This is a genomic window from Butyrivibrio sp. M55 (assembly GCF_900116865.1).
Classification (GTDB): Bacteria; Bacillota; Clostridia; order Lachnospirales; family Lachnospiraceae; genus Butyrivibrio.
The window spans coordinates 41,483-57,711 of sequence record NZ_FPCD01000020.1 but is presented as its reverse complement, the minus strand read 5'-3'; the positions used below and the strand labels follow the sequence as shown (position 1 = coordinate 57,711).

18 protein-coding genes are annotated in these 16,229 nt (G+C 36.8%); 16 read left to right on the top strand and 2 right to left on the bottom strand.

Annotated features, from left to right (window positions below; genetic code table 11):
- The 4 genes from BM398_RS17265 to BM398_RS15265 all read left to right on the top strand — a co-directional run.
- On the top strand, positions 1–1,008 hold a 1,008-nt coding region (locus BM398_RS17265; RefSeq protein WP_175531981.1), incomplete at its 5' end, for a hypothetical protein.
- A 475-nt stretch (positions 1,009–1,483) separates the two neighbouring features.
- Positions 1,484–2,125, top strand: coding sequence for a hypothetical protein (locus BM398_RS15270; RefSeq protein WP_092338917.1), 642 nt, complete (start codon positions 1,484–1,486; stop codon positions 2,123–2,125).
- Between the two features lie 73 nt (positions 2,126–2,198).
- On the top strand, positions 2,199–2,492 hold the full coding sequence (locus BM398_RS17260) for a hypothetical protein (RefSeq protein ID WP_175531980.1): 294 nt from the start codon (positions 2,199–2,201) through the stop codon (positions 2,490–2,492).
- A complete protein-coding gene (locus BM398_RS15265; protein ID WP_175531979.1) occupies positions 2,485–3,501 on the top strand; it encodes a tyrosine-type recombinase/integrase in 1,017 nt (338 codons plus the stop codon). The genes BM398_RS17260 and BM398_RS15265 overlap by 8 nt, the downstream gene beginning before the upstream one ends.
- Here the strand turns inward: BM398_RS15265 and BM398_RS15260 are convergent.
- On the bottom strand, positions 3,485–4,189 hold the full coding sequence (locus tag BM398_RS15260) for a DUF6100 family protein (protein ID WP_092338913.1): 705 nt from the start codon (positions 4,187–4,189) through the stop codon (positions 3,485–3,487). The two genes, BM398_RS15265 and BM398_RS15260, sit on opposite strands and share 17 nt — an antisense overlap.
- Positions 4,190–4,420: 231 nt before the next feature.
- Between BM398_RS15260 and BM398_RS15255 the strand changes: the two genes are divergently transcribed.
- The 12 genes from BM398_RS15255 to BM398_RS15195 all read left to right on the top strand — a co-directional run bounded on the left by BM398_RS15255 (position 4,421) and on the right by BM398_RS15195 (position 14,117).
- A complete protein-coding gene (locus BM398_RS15255) occupies positions 4,421–4,765 on the top strand; it encodes a hypothetical protein (protein ID WP_092338911.1) in 345 nt (114 codons plus the stop codon).
- A gap of 435 nt (positions 4,766–5,200) precedes the next feature.
- A complete protein-coding gene (locus tag BM398_RS15250; RefSeq protein ID WP_092338909.1) occupies positions 5,201–5,545 on the top strand; it encodes a hypothetical protein in 345 nt (114 codons plus the stop codon).
- Between the two features lie 12 nt (positions 5,546–5,557).
- A complete protein-coding gene (locus BM398_RS15245) occupies positions 5,558–6,157 on the top strand; it encodes a hypothetical protein (protein WP_092338907.1) in 600 nt (199 codons plus the stop codon).
- 387 nt (positions 6,158–6,544) lie between these two features.
- Complete coding sequence (locus BM398_RS15235; RefSeq protein WP_175531978.1) at positions 6,545–7,399, top strand: phosphoadenosine phosphosulfate reductase domain-containing protein; 855 nt, start codon at positions 6,545–6,547, stop codon at positions 7,397–7,399.
- 43 nt (positions 7,400–7,442) lie between these two features.
- On the top strand, positions 7,443–7,685 hold the full coding sequence (locus BM398_RS15230; RefSeq protein WP_092338900.1) for a DUF3850 domain-containing protein: 243 nt from the start codon (positions 7,443–7,445) through the stop codon (positions 7,683–7,685).
- A 141-nt stretch (positions 7,686–7,826) separates the two neighbouring features.
- Positions 7,827–8,198, top strand: coding sequence for a hypothetical protein (locus tag BM398_RS15225; protein WP_139233837.1), 372 nt, complete (start codon positions 7,827–7,829; stop codon positions 8,196–8,198).
- A gap of 20 nt (positions 8,199–8,218) precedes the next feature.
- Complete coding sequence (locus BM398_RS15220; protein WP_092338896.1) at positions 8,219–8,656, top strand: hypothetical protein; 438 nt, start codon at positions 8,219–8,221, stop codon at positions 8,654–8,656.
- A gap of 60 nt (positions 8,657–8,716) precedes the next feature.
- Positions 8,717–9,172 carry a single-stranded DNA-binding protein gene (locus BM398_RS15215; protein ID WP_092338894.1) on the top strand — a complete coding sequence of 152 codons (456 nt, stop codon included), beginning with the start codon at positions 8,717–8,719 and terminating at the stop codon, positions 9,170–9,172.
- 91 nt (positions 9,173–9,263) lie between these two features.
- On the top strand, positions 9,264–10,166 hold the full coding sequence (locus tag BM398_RS15210) for a hypothetical protein (RefSeq protein ID WP_092338892.1): 903 nt from the start codon (positions 9,264–9,266) through the stop codon (positions 10,164–10,166).
- A gap of 255 nt (positions 10,167–10,421) precedes the next feature.
- Positions 10,422–11,684, top strand: coding sequence for a YqaJ viral recombinase family protein (locus BM398_RS15205; protein WP_092338890.1), 1,263 nt, complete (start codon positions 10,422–10,424; stop codon positions 11,682–11,684).
- A gap of 17 nt (positions 11,685–11,701) precedes the next feature.
- Positions 11,702–13,225, top strand: coding sequence for an ATP-dependent DNA helicase (locus BM398_RS15200; protein WP_092338888.1), 1,524 nt, complete (start codon positions 11,702–11,704; stop codon positions 13,223–13,225).
- Position 13,226: 1 nt separating this feature from the next.
- Positions 13,227–14,117, top strand: coding sequence for a hypothetical protein (locus BM398_RS15195; protein ID WP_092338886.1), 891 nt, complete (start codon positions 13,227–13,229; stop codon positions 14,115–14,117).
- 44 nt (positions 14,118–14,161) lie between these two features.
- Here the strand turns inward: BM398_RS15195 and lepB are convergent, their stop codons facing one another.
- Complete coding sequence (lepB, locus tag BM398_RS15190) at positions 14,162–16,033, bottom strand: signal peptidase I (RefSeq protein ID WP_092338884.1); 1,872 nt, start codon at positions 16,031–16,033, stop codon at positions 14,162–14,164.
- Positions 16,034–16,229: the final 196 nt, after the last annotated feature.

The window sequence follows — 16,229 nt, the reverse complement described above, 5'->3', positions numbered from 1 at the left end:
CTTTCGCTTGAAGTACCATTTACAGGATACTACACCGCATCAGGTAATGCACTTGGTGCAAGTACGACTATGTTAAACTATGCGCTTCCAAAACTTGGTGATGCGGTGGCAGCAAACGTTCTTGTTGGAAAATTCTTTACTTCTTCAGCGGGAATCCGCACAGAAGGCAGCATGGCAAATCACTCTGAAGATGTAACAAACAAAAATTCCAAAACTGGCTATCTACCTAAGAATGGTGCTAATTACCTATCGGTTACAGTTCCATATACAGGCTATTATACTGATGCAACTAAACTGATTACCGGGGTTAAATATAATCCAACGGGAAGAGTTTCACAGATGCCTAATAAGCAGACAATCGATCAGAATATTGGTAATGCAAATCCCAATCTGGCTTCATCCGTCTTAAAGCTGGGTATGAATCAGTCTCTTACGATACCGGCAGGATATTACAGCAATGATATTGTTATAGATAATGGTGTCAAGGATAAAGGAGTGCTTGTAAATGAAGTGGCGCATGCATTTTATTGCAACAATATGTTCTCCCAAGGTGGGAGGTCAAATATAAATATTAATGCATCGAAAGGAAATAACGAGGGAATATGGGCAAGAGATGAAAAAAACAGCTCAATAAGTGATGTGATTCCACTTACCCTGAAAGATGGAAATGGCGTTCCTTATGCAATTTTGAATAATATCATTGTAACAGTAGGAATTTCATCAGCTGCATATTATGGTGGATATAATAAACCTAAATCAGAAGCATCGCTTAACTATTCAGTTACTACAAATCGCGGTAATACAGTTATTTCGAGGTCTTTCTCAGGTTCTTCTACAGATACATACAATCTGTTTGGAATTACAGGATTAGATGGAGCTGATTCGATTACTTTTAATTCAAATGCACATGTTTCTGTTAATATGGATGGTTGCAGTTATGGAGATCGCTATGTTACTGCAACTACGACTCTTTCGTATGTCTTACAGTATATAAATTTAAAATTTTGAACCAGCAGCAGATCGTGAAGGATAAAGATCGCATTATTCTATTGATGTCAATGTTCCGTCAGGTATGAGAGTGCTTAGAAACAGCAATGGTTATACTGTAGTCGCAACAAATGGGATAGCATCCACAATTAATTTTTATTGTCGTGGACAAGGGTATCGTAAAGGCCATTTTTGTGTAGAAGTATTTGAAATTGGATAATCTTGAGAAAATGCTATAGGCAGTAGTAATAGCATATTGTTAAAACAGTTTAACTCCAGAGATGATCACTGCGAGGAAGTGTGTTATATAGATAGTTAATCTTAAAAAAGTGATACAAAGGTATTGCTTTTTTTCTTAAAAAAATATCTGTCATTAAAGTGATGTGTTGATATTGCAATGATAAGCTTTGTAAAACGGCAGAGAAGGCCAATAACGGCATAAATGGATTTCAAAATACACAATAAGCGTATAATGGTTATACAGGAGGAAGTATTTATGGATTTTATCTATTTTTTTCAGATATTTATCAGTGTTATCCTATTTATAGCTGTATTTGAATACCTTGCAGCTAGATTTGCAACCTTTGTTCATGAAATAAACCACTATAAAGAGGCTTATAAACGAGACAAGTGTGATGCAATCATTTTATTAAGTACACTATTTATTAGTGGAAAACGCGAGTTTTACTGGAAAGATAATAAAGTGATTATAAGGTTGATTCCTATAAAATTATGGAAAAAATTTGAAATGAAAGGTGCACTTGGTCGAGTATATTTCTCCAATGAATACGCTCCATATACCAACGCGGATCTTGTTTCTATATCAAAGGCAGGGATTTATGGAAGTCTTAAAGGATATGTTTTATCATCAGCATTACTTGGAGCCGTATACGTGTTTTTTTGCATTGTATTTATGAAGTATTCTACGATATATGCGATCGTATGTTCATTAATGGCAGCTATTACCGGATATCTTGCTTTTTCAGTGGTAAAAATCTCATCATATTTTGCAGCGGGAAAGAAACCTGGATGGTCAGATCGTGCAATTGAACTAAATCCTGATGGTTACAGAGAATATCTTAATAATTTAGAGCCAAACAATATACACACATATCAGGGGATTTCAAAAATTATATAACAATTATGCGAAAAACATATATTTTCCGCATAATTGTTTGGACAGTCAAACGGTGCCCTGCTATAATAGTTTCATGGATGATAAATATTTAAACAAAAATAATTCAACAATTAAATATATAGGTCTTAATAATTCTGAGTGTATTAACCCGGTTTATTATTGCCAATCAAAGAAAGTGTTTTTATCAGCAGATGATGTTGAAAAAAAGAAATGTTTATGCAAACCAACATCTGACATGATATCTACAAAGATATGCCAGTGGCTTATGACGGTAGACGAATTTATCAAGTACGAGGAAAACCGCAGAAAAACAACATCTGCATATGATAGGGAATACAGAGCAAGGAAACGAGGTAAAAATGGATAAGAATACCTATGCAGAAAAGACAAATAAGATTCTGGAGACTCTACCTGAGTATTGCCAGGATTTTATTTATGGAAAAGGCACTGAAACAGCATATTCTACCATGTATGAGTATTCCAAGGATATTAGCTACTTTCTCGATTGGATTATTTTAAACCACAAGGATTTTGATGAGCTTAAGAAGGAAAATATTTCCATCAGTGATTTAGATAACATAACATCCGATGATATAAACAACTTTCTTGTTACTCTTGGAAAAAATTTAGAGAAAAAGACACTGGCCCGTAAAAAAGCAACTCTCTCAGTACTCTTCTCCTATCTATGTGAAAAAAAAGGTCTTAAAAAGAATCCAATCGCAGGATCTTCAAAGGTAAAATTAGAAGAAAAGGAACTTGTATATCTTACAGATGATGAACAGAAAGCATTTCTTGATTGCGTATATCACGGAACAGGCATGACAAATAGACAGCTTAAGCATCACGAACATTATAAGCTCAGAGATTATGTCTTATACTCTCTTCTGTTAGATACAGGACTTAGAGTTTCAGAGCTTACCGGAATAAGTATCAAGGATGTAGATATAGAAGAATTTAGTGTATGCGTGCTTAGAAAAGGTGGAAAGGTAGAAACGGTCTATTACAGCGATCTTGTTGCGGAGCTACTTGATATGCTGGTATCTAAAAGGAAAGCTGAAGGGGCTTTAGAAAAAGATCCTTTATTTGTATCAAGTAGCGGCGAACGTATATCGGTAAGGATGGTAGAAGTCATGACAAAAAAATATGCTATGCTCTCCGTACCCAAAAAGGCAGATAAGATATCGCCACATAAGATGCGTTCAAGTTTTGCCATGACTTTATATAGAAAATCAGATAATAATCTTTTATTAGTGCAAAAAAGGTTGTCGCATAAAAATATCACGACAACCAATATCTACGCTAAAGCAGCCAAAGATGAGATTAAAAATAGCAGAAATCTCAATGCAGAAGGAAAAGATATCAATCCTTTTGCCTAAAGATATCTTTGGAGTAGAAATCAAACTTTGATAAGGGGATTATATGTACTTCAGAGTGTTCCTCCTCTCCTATATCATAGTCTGATACTGCTATCATGCGGCTTGGATTATCGTCTATCAGGCAATAAGTTGAGATAAAGTCTGTTATCTGCTTAAGATCAAAATTATCATAATCAAGAACATCATTTATAGATTTATAAATGCTCTTATAAAGTACCACTACCCTATCTTTATATCTTTTAAAGGAGTTTTTTGTAAAGAATTCATCAAACGCGGCTACATATCTGCTTCTGACATTATCATACTGCTCCGTCATTACTCCGCCCCTGAAGCGCACCGGGAACAGCTCAGGGAGGGTTATGCGGAGAACATCATCATCCAATATATCGAATGATATATTGGCAGCTTTTGCTAATTCGTTTTTTATCTCATTTAAAGCTTCGGGAAACCCAAAAAACTTTGGAAATGATCTAAGATGTTGTTCAAGTTTTTGACAGCTAAAAATTGCCTTGCTGGATTCGTTTCGGGCTGTTTTCATGTCGTTATCTTCTATAGCAAGAACTACTCTGCTGACTTTTTTATCAATCTTATTTTTTTCTTTGATCATCTCATTGACAAATATCACGTCAGGAGCTTCGTACTTTAACTGTTCATTTATAGCTGGAACTATAGTCTTTATTTTTATCATAGCCACCTCTTGTATTATAAATACACTTATAGTATACTATTTTTAAAGTAAAAAAAACAGAGTTAAAAGAAGCCCGTATTTTCAGTGTATTTTGCCGAAAATATGGGCTTTTTTCGATTGGATAAGTCTCATCTAAACGTATCTCAATGAGTTTGGCTCTTGTAAAAAAATAAATATGAGTCGATAGGTAACAGCTCTCTATATAGGAGCAGTTTTGAGAAAGGAGGATCAATGAAGAGAAACATCATTGTTTCTACTTCTTACGGCAATTCATGTATGTATGAAGCAAGAATGAAGCGCAAAAGAGAGTTTAGGACATCAACTCCCGGTCTATACAGAAAATTTTATGTCGAGGAAATTGAGACCGGAAGAAGAACTACAGCAATCACACTATCAAGGGGAAGAATTGCAGTTGGTGATGATGTATGGCGAATGTCAAATAGAAACGATATGTGTGAATACCCTTATAAGATTGTAGAAGGTGAGATTTTTAAGCTCTTTTACAAAGAAGTTGCAGGGAAAATAGAGATTCCTATAATTGTCGAAGAAGTTGATGATAAAAGGGATATTGTCTAAAAAAGAGAAATAATAAATTATGAATATTATTAAGAGGCTGAATTTGCAAAGGAAGTGCAACACCCCCGTCGCAAGCCTATTACCTTTAGGTGATGGGTAGTTGACATCTCTGTTCCAAGATTACAAAAGCAGTATGAAACATCAATACTACTACTCTCCTACCCTTTCACGGAACAATAGGCGGGTTTTTGCTGTAAAATGAAGTTGAAACGATATTACGCTTATGGTAGAATATCTATAACGTCAAATACTATACGTAAAAAATCTATAAGAGTCATGGCTTTATAGCCGTGGCTCTTTTTTTTGACGTTTCGAATAGATTTTTCTAAAGTTTCGCCTGTTTCAAGGCGTTTAAATATATCACTATCAAAAATTTCATACTAGGAGGTAAGAAAAAATGAAGAAGATAAGGCAATGTAAAGGAGGATGAAGACCATGACCGGACTAAAATTTATAAATCTCAACGATTCTTTAAACCGTTGGAGCCTTGAAAAGGTATGTGAGATTACTGGTCTTATAAAGGAATATGCAGATAAACACGATTATCACGATGTCAGGCTTCTTTCCGTAGAAGACAACACATGGAGCGATGAAGCTAATCAAAGATATGACATCGAGATTGTTTATGTAAGCGATGGAGGCCGTTGTTGGCAAAAGCTTCTTATAATGAAGGGCGAAGTTATAGACGGCTTACAGTTTCACAAAAGATACGTGGAGTTCTATCCCAATCTTGCAGATCGTGTAGGAAGAAGTAAACAGATTAACCGCAAAGCGGTATAAGGAGACATAAATATGAAATATTACTATACAGATTTCTTTTGCTGGGAGCAGGTACTTATCGATGCGCTCAGAAAAAAAGGCTATTTTGTTTACGGAGTAAGGGACTGTGAAGATTTATTCAGTATCGAGGATAGAGTCATTGTCAATAATGTTGGCTTTCTTGTTACTGATACAAAACTTAACACTCCTATCTTAGACATAGAGCTTGGGACTATTGGCGAAGAGGATATAACAATATATGACAGGATCAAGGCCGTTGCTTCTTCAATCAAAGAGGATCTTGATCTTGCAAAAGCAAAATACGACCTTGAAGAAAAAGAAAGAGAAAAAAAGTGGGAAGAAGTCTTTAAGATTCAGAAAAACCGCATGGAAAGAGACAGGCACTACAATCTTTCATGCAGAGAGGATAATCCCGTTAAGTTACCAAATGGTTATGGGATAACATTTCAGTCTATCTACAACAACGGTGATGGAACTCAGAATGTATTGTTTTTTATCACAGACGCCCGTGGAAAGATTGTTGTTCGTTCCAAGGAGGAGACATTCAATCTTAATGCAAGGTACAGCAGAATGGTTAAAGTGATAGCTACTAAACACTGCATTGCAGTATAAAGGAGCTGTATATGAAGAAACTATCAATAAATTCAACAAGAAAGGAATAAACGAAGCCTCGGTAGACCGAGGTTCCCTTGAGACTAGCATGGTGAAGAGAGGGAATTGTCAGGAGGTATCAAGTCCTCAGGAAAAAAACTTTAGGCTGGCAATTTTAAATAAAAAGCTACGGAGTGTCGGTTGTAACGGACAAGTTAAATCGGCACTCATGCCGTAAGAACTTGTTGCGAGCGTTACTAACTAATAACAAGAATATGACCACGGCGGTTGTAGCTTTATCCACGAAACGAGAAATCGTTAGTGGTGTTTATGAACTTTATAAGATGTGATGCAGATAATGAATTTCTTACATTTGACCGCATCATAAAAATAAAGAGTATTATAGAAATGTATGGAGAAGATAAGTGCTATATATCTTTTTCTGGAGGAAAAGATTCTTCTGTCCTCTCCTATCTTGTAGATCTTGCTATTCCTGGAAATAAAATCCCAAGGATATATGCTAATACCGGAATAGAACTTAACGCAGTAAGAGACTTTGTTCTTGAGCTGCAAAAGAATGATCCAAGGATAGAGATAATAAAGCCTTCTGTAAATGTTAAAGCAGCTTTAGAAAGAGATGGTTATCCCTTTAAGTCAAAGGAACATTCTATGTACGTTGATATCTATCAGCGAAATGGTATGTGTAAGACCGTTGATAGATATCTAAATCCCGAAGAAAACCGCAAGACTTTTGGATGTCCTGATATTTTAAAGTATCAGTTTACTCCTGAATTTAAGCTCAAATGTAGCAAGAAATGCTGTTATAACATGAAAGAAAAACCCATGGAAGACTATGCAAGAAGAAGTGACAGACCAATATGTTTTATTGGGATTCTTGGGGATGAAAAAGGTGGAAGAAATAATGCCAAGTGTTTTGTAGATGCTGCTTTTGGAAAACATTTTCAGCCTCTTACAGCATGTGATTCTCAATGGGAAGAATACTTCATAAAGCATGAAAACATTAAGCTTTGTAAGCTATATTATCCGCCTTATAACTTTAAAAGGACTGGATGTAAGGGATGTCCTTACAATATAGACTTACAGCAGACGCTTGATACTTTAGGACAATTTTTTCCTAATGAGAGAAAGCAATGCGAACTAATTTGGGAGCCTGTATATAAAGAGTATAGAAGGCTTGGCTATCGTCTTAAAAGAAAAGGACAGATAAAAGGGCAAATAAACTTATTTGATTGTGCCATTTGAAAGGAAGGAAAGTATGTGGAACAAGAATGAGTGAGGTGAAAAAATGACAAAGCATGTGCTCAAAATAAGTCCAAAATATTTTGATGATGTCAAAAATAATCTAAAAAGATTTGAGATACGCAAAGATGATCGTGAATTTCAGGTGGGTGACTTGGTAACGCTAAAAGAATTTGATAAAGGCAGATATACCGGAAAAATCATAGAGAATATACCCATTACATACATCTTAAGAAATGCTTCGGAATATGGTCTTAAAGATGGTTATTGTATTTTAGGTCTTTGGTAAGGTGAAGGCAAAGATTATATTTCACTTTACATTAAGTGTATTAAGTGCTAAACTATTTATAACGTTAAAGAATATAGTCAAAATAATTAAGAGTCATAGCGGATAGCTGTGGCTCTTTTTTTGCGTAAGGAAGGAGGTAGCGTGAATACCATAATGATTGCTCCTGCAAAGGTCGAACCGGCATCTAAAGGTAGTCTGGCGGCGTTTGCAGAAGGCAAAAACAAAAAGGGTGAATTCATACGTCTCAGAGTCCAAGAATACTGCGAGGGAGCAAAACCTATATATCGACTTGTAATAGCCGAGGGAAGAATCGCAAATGAGATCAAGGATAGTATCAAGATAAATGACTATCTGATGATAATTGGTGAAGAGCACGGATATACCAACAAGGAAGGTCATGATGAAATCTTTATCAAAATGACAAGCTTTCAGGTAATGAAAAGCCCCGAAAAAAAAGAAATATCTACTACTACTGCCCTTCCTGAAAGCGCGGTTTTGGACAGTATTACATAGTAGATGAAAGGAGTGCAAGGATGATTCTATCATTAGCTGTATTTATTGCATTTATGCCAATCATCCTGGTGATTGCAATGTTATCAAAGGCAAAGGCCGCAGCAAGAAAAAGAAAATGGCATGCGGAACATATTAATGTTTCATATCGCAAACCATCGCCCAGTGAAAACCGAAACACTGAATTTATCAGGGCGGTAAACAAATATGTTATTAACAACATTGAGGATGTCACTGACATTAAAGTGTTAGGCAATTATCTCAGGAATGTTGTTATAGTGTATGTCGAAACAAAAAAAGGCCGGCAAAGGCTTACATTATTTAAAAGACATACAGATAAAGGATGGGAGTTTACTGAAAAAACTTCCACCGATGAAAAATCTTCCCCGAAGGATGACGGGCCTAAAGGGGAAGACTTTAACGAAGATGATGATGAAATGGTTAGGGTATTGTTATCATGATTCATCATCGTATAATTTTTGGCGGAAAACGGCACACGGGCACCGCAGAAAGGTAAAAATATGAATAAAGTAGAAATTACAGGAAGACTTACAAGAGATGTCGATGTTAAAACAACTAATCAGAGTTCAGTTGCTAGAGTCACTGTTGCTGTAGATAGAAAACTTTCTAGAGAACAGAGACAGAACGACGGAGTGCAGACAGCAGACTTTATTCCGGTAGTAGCTTTTGGCAAGAGTGCAGAATTTCTTGGAAAGTACTTCAAGAAAGGATCTGCTATTGAGTTAACAGGTCGTATCCAGACAGGTTCTTACACAAATAAGGATGGCGTTAAGATCTACACAACCGACGTTGTAGCTGAAGATATCGGTTTTGGAGTTGGCTCTAAGGGAAATTCCAATAGTGAAAATAATGAAAACAGTGGAAATAGTGCTGCTACACAGGCATCAGCCACTGGTGATGAGGATGGATTCTTTAATATTCCTGACGGACTTGATGAGGAACTTCCTTTTAACTAATTGGAGCTCTGTCCTGTAACTGAATATTAAACGTAAAGAGCCTTGAGGGAATCACGCCTTGAGGTTCTTTGATTTTAGGAGGAAAAAGCATATGAATGTGTTGCAAAGTTATTATGCGGGAGTTCTCGCAGATTTAATCAATGGAAAAAAAGTAGGCACTGCAAAGGCAGATGATATTGCCACTGTACTTAAGGGTATGTCATTTCTTGCAGAATCTTCAGAGATAGTTGATGGAAGTGGTGCTGTTGAAACAATCGCATGGATTCCTCTTAAGTATAAAAGGATGCTCTTTTATGCTCTGTATGGATCGGCAAGAAATACAAGGACGGTCGTTGAATTTAGAAAAGGTGAGTGGGCCAAAGCAGTATGTACTCTTTCGGGTACGCTTGACGGTGTAAATTATGAATACAAGGCAGAAGCTACTCAGGCTTTTACTTCAACAGAACCTTTTGGTGGACTTTCTGATGATGTTAGGAACAGCCGCATGATCGACTATGCACTTGCAAAGGCAGAGAAGATTGCTCTGTACAACGCAGGAATATGTATGGATTTCACAGGAGACATCGAAGAGCCCTCTCCTACTCCCGGAAACGACAAGCTTCCTGAAGAGACTGTTTCCGAGGATGTTGCAAAAGCTTTAAATGCTGCACTTGAGGCTGAAAAAGCTGGTAAAACAAATCTCAAGGATGATGGTGGCGTAACAGACCTATCAGATGTGCCAACTGAATTAAAGAATGCCATTCTTGAGAATGATAGGAAACTCAATGAAAATGTAGATGAGGATGAAGAGGATCTTACAATTGTAAATTTTGGGCCTCAGAAAGAAAAGCCTCTTGCAAAGATGACACCAAAGTATCTTGCATGGATGCTTAATCAGCTTGATTGCGGGAAACAGTCAGCTTCAGAAGCTTATTACGAGACTGTAAAACAGCTTGTAATGGCAAATGAGTTAGCCAGAACAATCTATGAGAAAAATTCTAAGAAAGCATCCTGATAGTCTTATCTTCTTTCGGATTAGATCTTAGGAATATTATTTCAAACATGGCTTTCTCTTCGGAGAAAGCTATGTTTGAACTTTACTTTTATTTACACTCATAGTATAATATTTGTAACGTTAAATAATATATCGTTAAATCCATGAAAGTCGCTTATTCTAAGCGGCTTTTTTTGACGTTTTCAAATATATTTTCCCAAAATAACGTCCTAACGGGCGATCAAATAAATATTATTAACGAAAGGAGGCATACATATGCCGAGAGAAAACTCGCAGCCTGTCGCTCTTTGTGATACATCCAACATGACAAATGAACAGTGGCTACTAATGAGAACCGGCAAGCTTCACAACATACCATGTACTATCGGAGGGAGTGAAGTTGCTGCAAGCAAGGATGAATCTCCCTGGGTATGCTCTAAAGAACTTGCAGATAGGAAAAGAGGTATCAAACCTATTATTCAAAAAGAATTCAATGAGGAAAACAAGCTGATGGGGCATATCTTTGAGCCTTATGTACAGGAGATGTTTATCTTATGGTTCAAAAAAAACTACGGCATAGAGCTCGCTGTATGTAAAACAATTGCAGAGTTCAATGCCTGTCAAAATGGTATTTATAATGACAGACGCTGGTATCAATGCGGAATCAAGAATGAAGATGGCACGCTTAAGTATCCCCAAGCTGTAGCAGATGTTGACGGGCTTGTCAAAGTCAATGGAAGGATTGGCATTTTGGAATACAAGACGACTAATCCTGATGGTGAAACTGGCAGAAAGACAGTGGCTAAATGGTTAAACGGGATTATACCAGAATATTATTTTTATCAGCCTAATCACTATATGGCGGTTTTAAATCTGGATTATGCGTTTATCTGCTGTGCATGGGGGTTTGGTCTTCAGAAATTTGCATGTATTCCTCTTGAAAGAAATCTTGAGTTTGAGGACAAGATGCTTGAAGCAGAGAAGAAATTTGCGAAGGATGTTGTAGATGGAAAGGAATGGGATACATCAAATTGCGATCCTGCTCTTCTTGCCAATTACTACACAAGACTTTACGGGACTTCTGCTACTGGGAATAAGGATGCAATTTTACCTTCTGCTTATTTTTCGCTCCTAAAAGGACTTTACGACAGGAAAGAAAAAAGAGCACAGCTTCAGAAACAGATCGAAGAAATGGATGAAAAGGATGAAGAACTTATTTCTATCCTTTCACCTGTTGTTGGAGATGCGGACTATATTGTTTGTCGCAGAGATAAGGAAACAATCAAAATTAAGGTTAAGACGCCACGAGAAAAGGTCGAGTGCATAAATATAGCCTCGCTTGTAGAAAAAGCTCATATCGACCTTAATTTACTTGAAAAAGACTATCCTGGTCTCAAAGACAAGTATATGGCAAAGGTATTCGATGTAAGACAGTTTAAGATAGAAAATCCTACGGTCTATGCAAGAGTTCGCACTGAGGCAAAGCCCACAGGGAACACAAAAACATATGAGGCGACGTACAGAAACCTTAATGAATAAGGGGAAAGGTGGTATTAATGCCTAAAATTAAAAGCAATACTGCCTTTATCAATGAACTTTTATCTCAGTCAGGTAACACGTGGCTAAGTGAAGACTATTTGCATCAAGTAGCAGAAAAGCTTAAAGGCAATGCTTCTTTAAGCTTTTTAAATACGGACATTAATAGCGGAAATATCATGGCAAGAAAAGTTGGTGGAAAGGTATACATTACTCTTCCACTCTACGCGTCCGCGGAAGCAAAAATAGCTCTGGGCATTTTAAGGGTTATGGATGCTCCACACAGAATTTATCCTGATAAGTTACTTGATGAAAAAATTGATGAGGCGGAAAAGGCACTGGGACTTAAACTTCACATAGGACAAAGAAATGCTGTTAAAATGGCATGCAACAACCTTTTTCTTGTCATTACAGGAGGCCCTGGAACCGGAAAAACTTGCGTGCTCAACGTAATAAATTATGTTCTTCTCGCGCTTGGAGACAAGAATATTTCATACTGTGCTCCAACTGGTAATGCTGCAAGAAGAATAACAGATAGTACTGGATTTGATGCTAAAACGATTTGCAAACTTCTTGAAACTACTCCTGATAAGATGGAACCAAAACCATTTAGTAAGAGTATAGACACTATCATCTGTGATGAAGTATCAATGGTTGATGTTTTTCTTGCAGAAGCGCTTTTTAAGGCGGTACAGACAGGACAGCGTGTTATATGGGTTGGAGATGTTGATCAACTTCCTTCTGTTGGGCCGGGTGCAGTACTAAGAGACGTTATCTCTTCTGAGACTGTTCCTGTAGCAAGGCTTACTAAGACTTTTAGACAAAAGGGAGAATCAGTTCTTGCCGATAATATACAGCTTATCAAGAATGGTGACTGGCATCTTCATGCTGGGGAAGATTTTCATCTTTCAAAGCCGGTTGAGGGATGCAATGCATTGGATCAGATCCTGCTATTCTACAAACAGGAAATTGAAAAGTATGGAGTGCAAAATGTAATGATTTTAACTCCATACAGACAACACGGAGACACTTGTTCTATAGAAGTAAACAAAAAAATCCAGCAGATTGTAAATTCTCACCCAAAGGCTCAGATAAAAGTCGGGAGAGAATTTTATAGGACAGGTGATATGGTAATGTTTTTACAGAACGATGATATTGTTTCAAACGGTGAGATAGGTGTTATTAAAGACATTATAGATAACATGTTTGTTTCTATCTTGGTTAATGGGAAAAGTATTATGCTTGATAAGTACGCTCTTGCAGAAAAGATCACGCTGGCTTATGCGATGAGCATACACAAGAGCCAAGGATCTGAGGCAAAGATTGTTATAACACTGATGCTCAACGAACATGAGACCATGCTTCAAAGGAATCTTTTATATACAGCAATCACAAGAGCTAAAAAGGAATGTTTTCTTATATGTGAACCGGATGCTGTAAAAAAAGCAATAGAAACAGAGGCATCATGCCTTAGAACAACAATGCTCTCAGAATACTTAAAGATATATTCAGAAAAAAAGCATTCAAACGAGGAGGTGGCATAACATGGCAAAGGCCAATAAGGATATTAGTCGTATAGAGGAACAGATGAAGGATAATGCGATACTTGATGTTTGGACTAATATATGGGGGCTCAAAGTCTACACCGTTTATCCCATTGATAAGCTGAGATTCAGTTTTATCGAAAAAGGTGCGAATGGAAAAGGAAAGAGCTTTGATATATACATGGATTGTCTTAGGGATGGAACGCAGTGCTTTGATAACTGGGCTTATGATATTCTTCATGGAAGAATGCAGAGAATCCTTGCAGATGAGAAGCAGAACGGCGAGGAATATCCTAAAGCATTTAAGTATACAACCGGAGAAAATGCTGAAAAATCAATTGGCATAATGAATTCTAGAAATGGTGGTTACTGCATCAATGGTTCTGTTCCGGGTGATGGCAATAAAAAGCTCTTCTGCAACATTCCTATATCAGAACATGACCTTCGTCGTATCGCAGAAAGATATACTATATCATATCAGAAGCGTAAGGATGAGCTTGAGCAGATGAGAGAAAAGGCAGCAAAAGAGCAGTCAAACTGGAGAAATAACCATAACAATAATGAAGCTAATACTTCTATAGAGCAAAAGAATGCGCAATCCACTCAGGCTGAGACAAAGCAGCCCTCAAACGTAGTCGGGATCAATAAAGTCAAGGCAAAGTTCAAAGTAAAAGCTGAAGCTCCTCTCACAGATGATAAGGGCGGATGGAAGACCTTAAAGGTGTTGGATGCAAGCGGCAGAGAAAGGACCGTGGCATTCGGGCCCAAGGCTATAGAGAAGACAGGTAGCACTTGGAATCAGTTTCTTAATCACCTAAATTCTCATCCATTCGCAGAGTTCACCATCTCAGCGGAGGAAGAAAATCAATATTTGAAATTTATTGCATTTTAAGTAAAATTTACCCCTTTAGCAGTTATAAGCTAAAGGGGTGTTTTTTAGTTAAAGCTAAAGTGATAAAAGACTCTACCCATGATGTCATCCTCTAGTATGTAAGGTAATTCGAAAAACCTTGAGTCTGTACTATGCTCTCTGTTATCACCCATGACAAAGTATGAGTTGTTTGGAACAGTAAAGCATTTATCGCAGTTTGTCTCAATGTCTTTATCAAGATATGCTGACTCATCACAGATGATACCGTTTATATAAACATACCCATCATGAAACTCAATCTCATCACCAGGAATACCTACGATCCTCTTTAAAAGAAATCTATTGTATTCTTCTGACTTAAACGCAATTACATCACCTCTTTGAGGTGTTTTATTTAAGTAAGAGAGCTTGTTTACTATAGTAAACTCGCCGGTCATGATGGTAGGTTCCATTGATCCGCTTTTAACATAGGTAACCTGTACTACAAATAGGCTCAAAAACAGACAGCCAGTCAGAATTATTATTGAACAGAAAAGAATTCCTTTGTCGATTAATGGTTCAGGTTGCATGGCATCACTCTTCTCTTCTGTTTCTGTAGTTCCATTTTTTTCAAAACGTGGCATTTTATCATTTTTCTTTGAACTGACTTTGTGGTTTCTTTTTTTGATAATATAAGCAACTAAAAAAATTGATACGATAACAAAAATTATAATTCCTGTTATCTGTAAAGGATTGAATTTTTTGGGGGACTTTACGAGCATTTCAATGTATGCTGTGTATGTAGTCTCATTACCTGCTTTATCAGTAGCTACAAGAGTTATCTCGTTATTACCTGCTCTCAAGGTGGCTGTTGCATCAAAGAAACCTCTTTCATCTACTTCTACTTCCTGTGTCCCATTATACAAAGTCTCAAAATCTGATACATTGCCGCTAATAGAGATTGAATTATTATAGGTACTTGTGCCCGTCATATCATCTTCTATCTTAAGTACAGGAGGTACAGTATCAACGATAACAGAGTTTGTAAATGACTTCATGTTGCCATTTTTATCAACTACATAAACAATAAGATCGTTATCGCCTTCTGTAACAGGAACTTCAAAATCATTATCTCCTATTTCTAGCTTGCCGGAGGCACCAACGATATTACCATTATCAACATACTTTAATGCGTACTGCTCTCCTACTGATGCAACACCATGTCTTGTAACTGTATTTATATATTCTGATGAATCAAATACAATGCTTGCATTGGGGTTATAGTCATTCTTTATGACATATGTTACTTCTGCGCCGGATATACCTGATGATGTTGCAGGGACAACACTTAGAATGATCTCATCTACACTATCTGGTACATAACACTCATAGTACATCTGCTTTACTTTTTCATTGCCAAGAATCTTTAATGTCTTAGAATCCGTGACGGTAATATCCACGTTGCCAACACTCTCATCGGTCCATGTTACTACGATATTGTCATCCTTCCAGTAATATGTAAGTCCTGATATTTCTTTTGATAAAGAGATTTCTCCTGTCACATCCTTAGCAGCTGAGTTCGATGATTTGACATTTACTGTGATTTTGCAGATTTCTTTAGTTTCCGCACTTTCAGAAAACATTTTTGTGGCTTTTACCATCCACTCTCCTGCTACTACATTCTGAACTGTACAGCTTATATCTCCTGATACAGGATCAGTCGTGAAAGTATATGAGGTTCTATTTGGAGAAAGCAGCTCTACATTATCTGGAGCATATTTATCATTCTCGTACTGTAATGTAAATGTGCATTCAGTGTAATTGTCGGGGATTTTAACAGAAACATCCTTGATTATCTGCTCTCCATTCTTCTCGGTTATTTTTTCTTCAGCCTTTGATGCAACAGGGAAAGATAAAAACATAGCAAATAATATTAGTGATAATAATTTTTTACTCATGGTAGTTTCCTTTCTATGCACTAAGTGTGATAATGTCTTTTTAGTGTATCACATTTAATACGCTATTAGTATACGTCAGAAGGTGTAATATTACAATAGCGAGTTTTGCAAAGATTTTTTCGTTATGGTATATTAAAAACATAAAACACCTGTTGAGGTGTTTTAGGTAAATTGTGATGTATTTGATCACAAAATG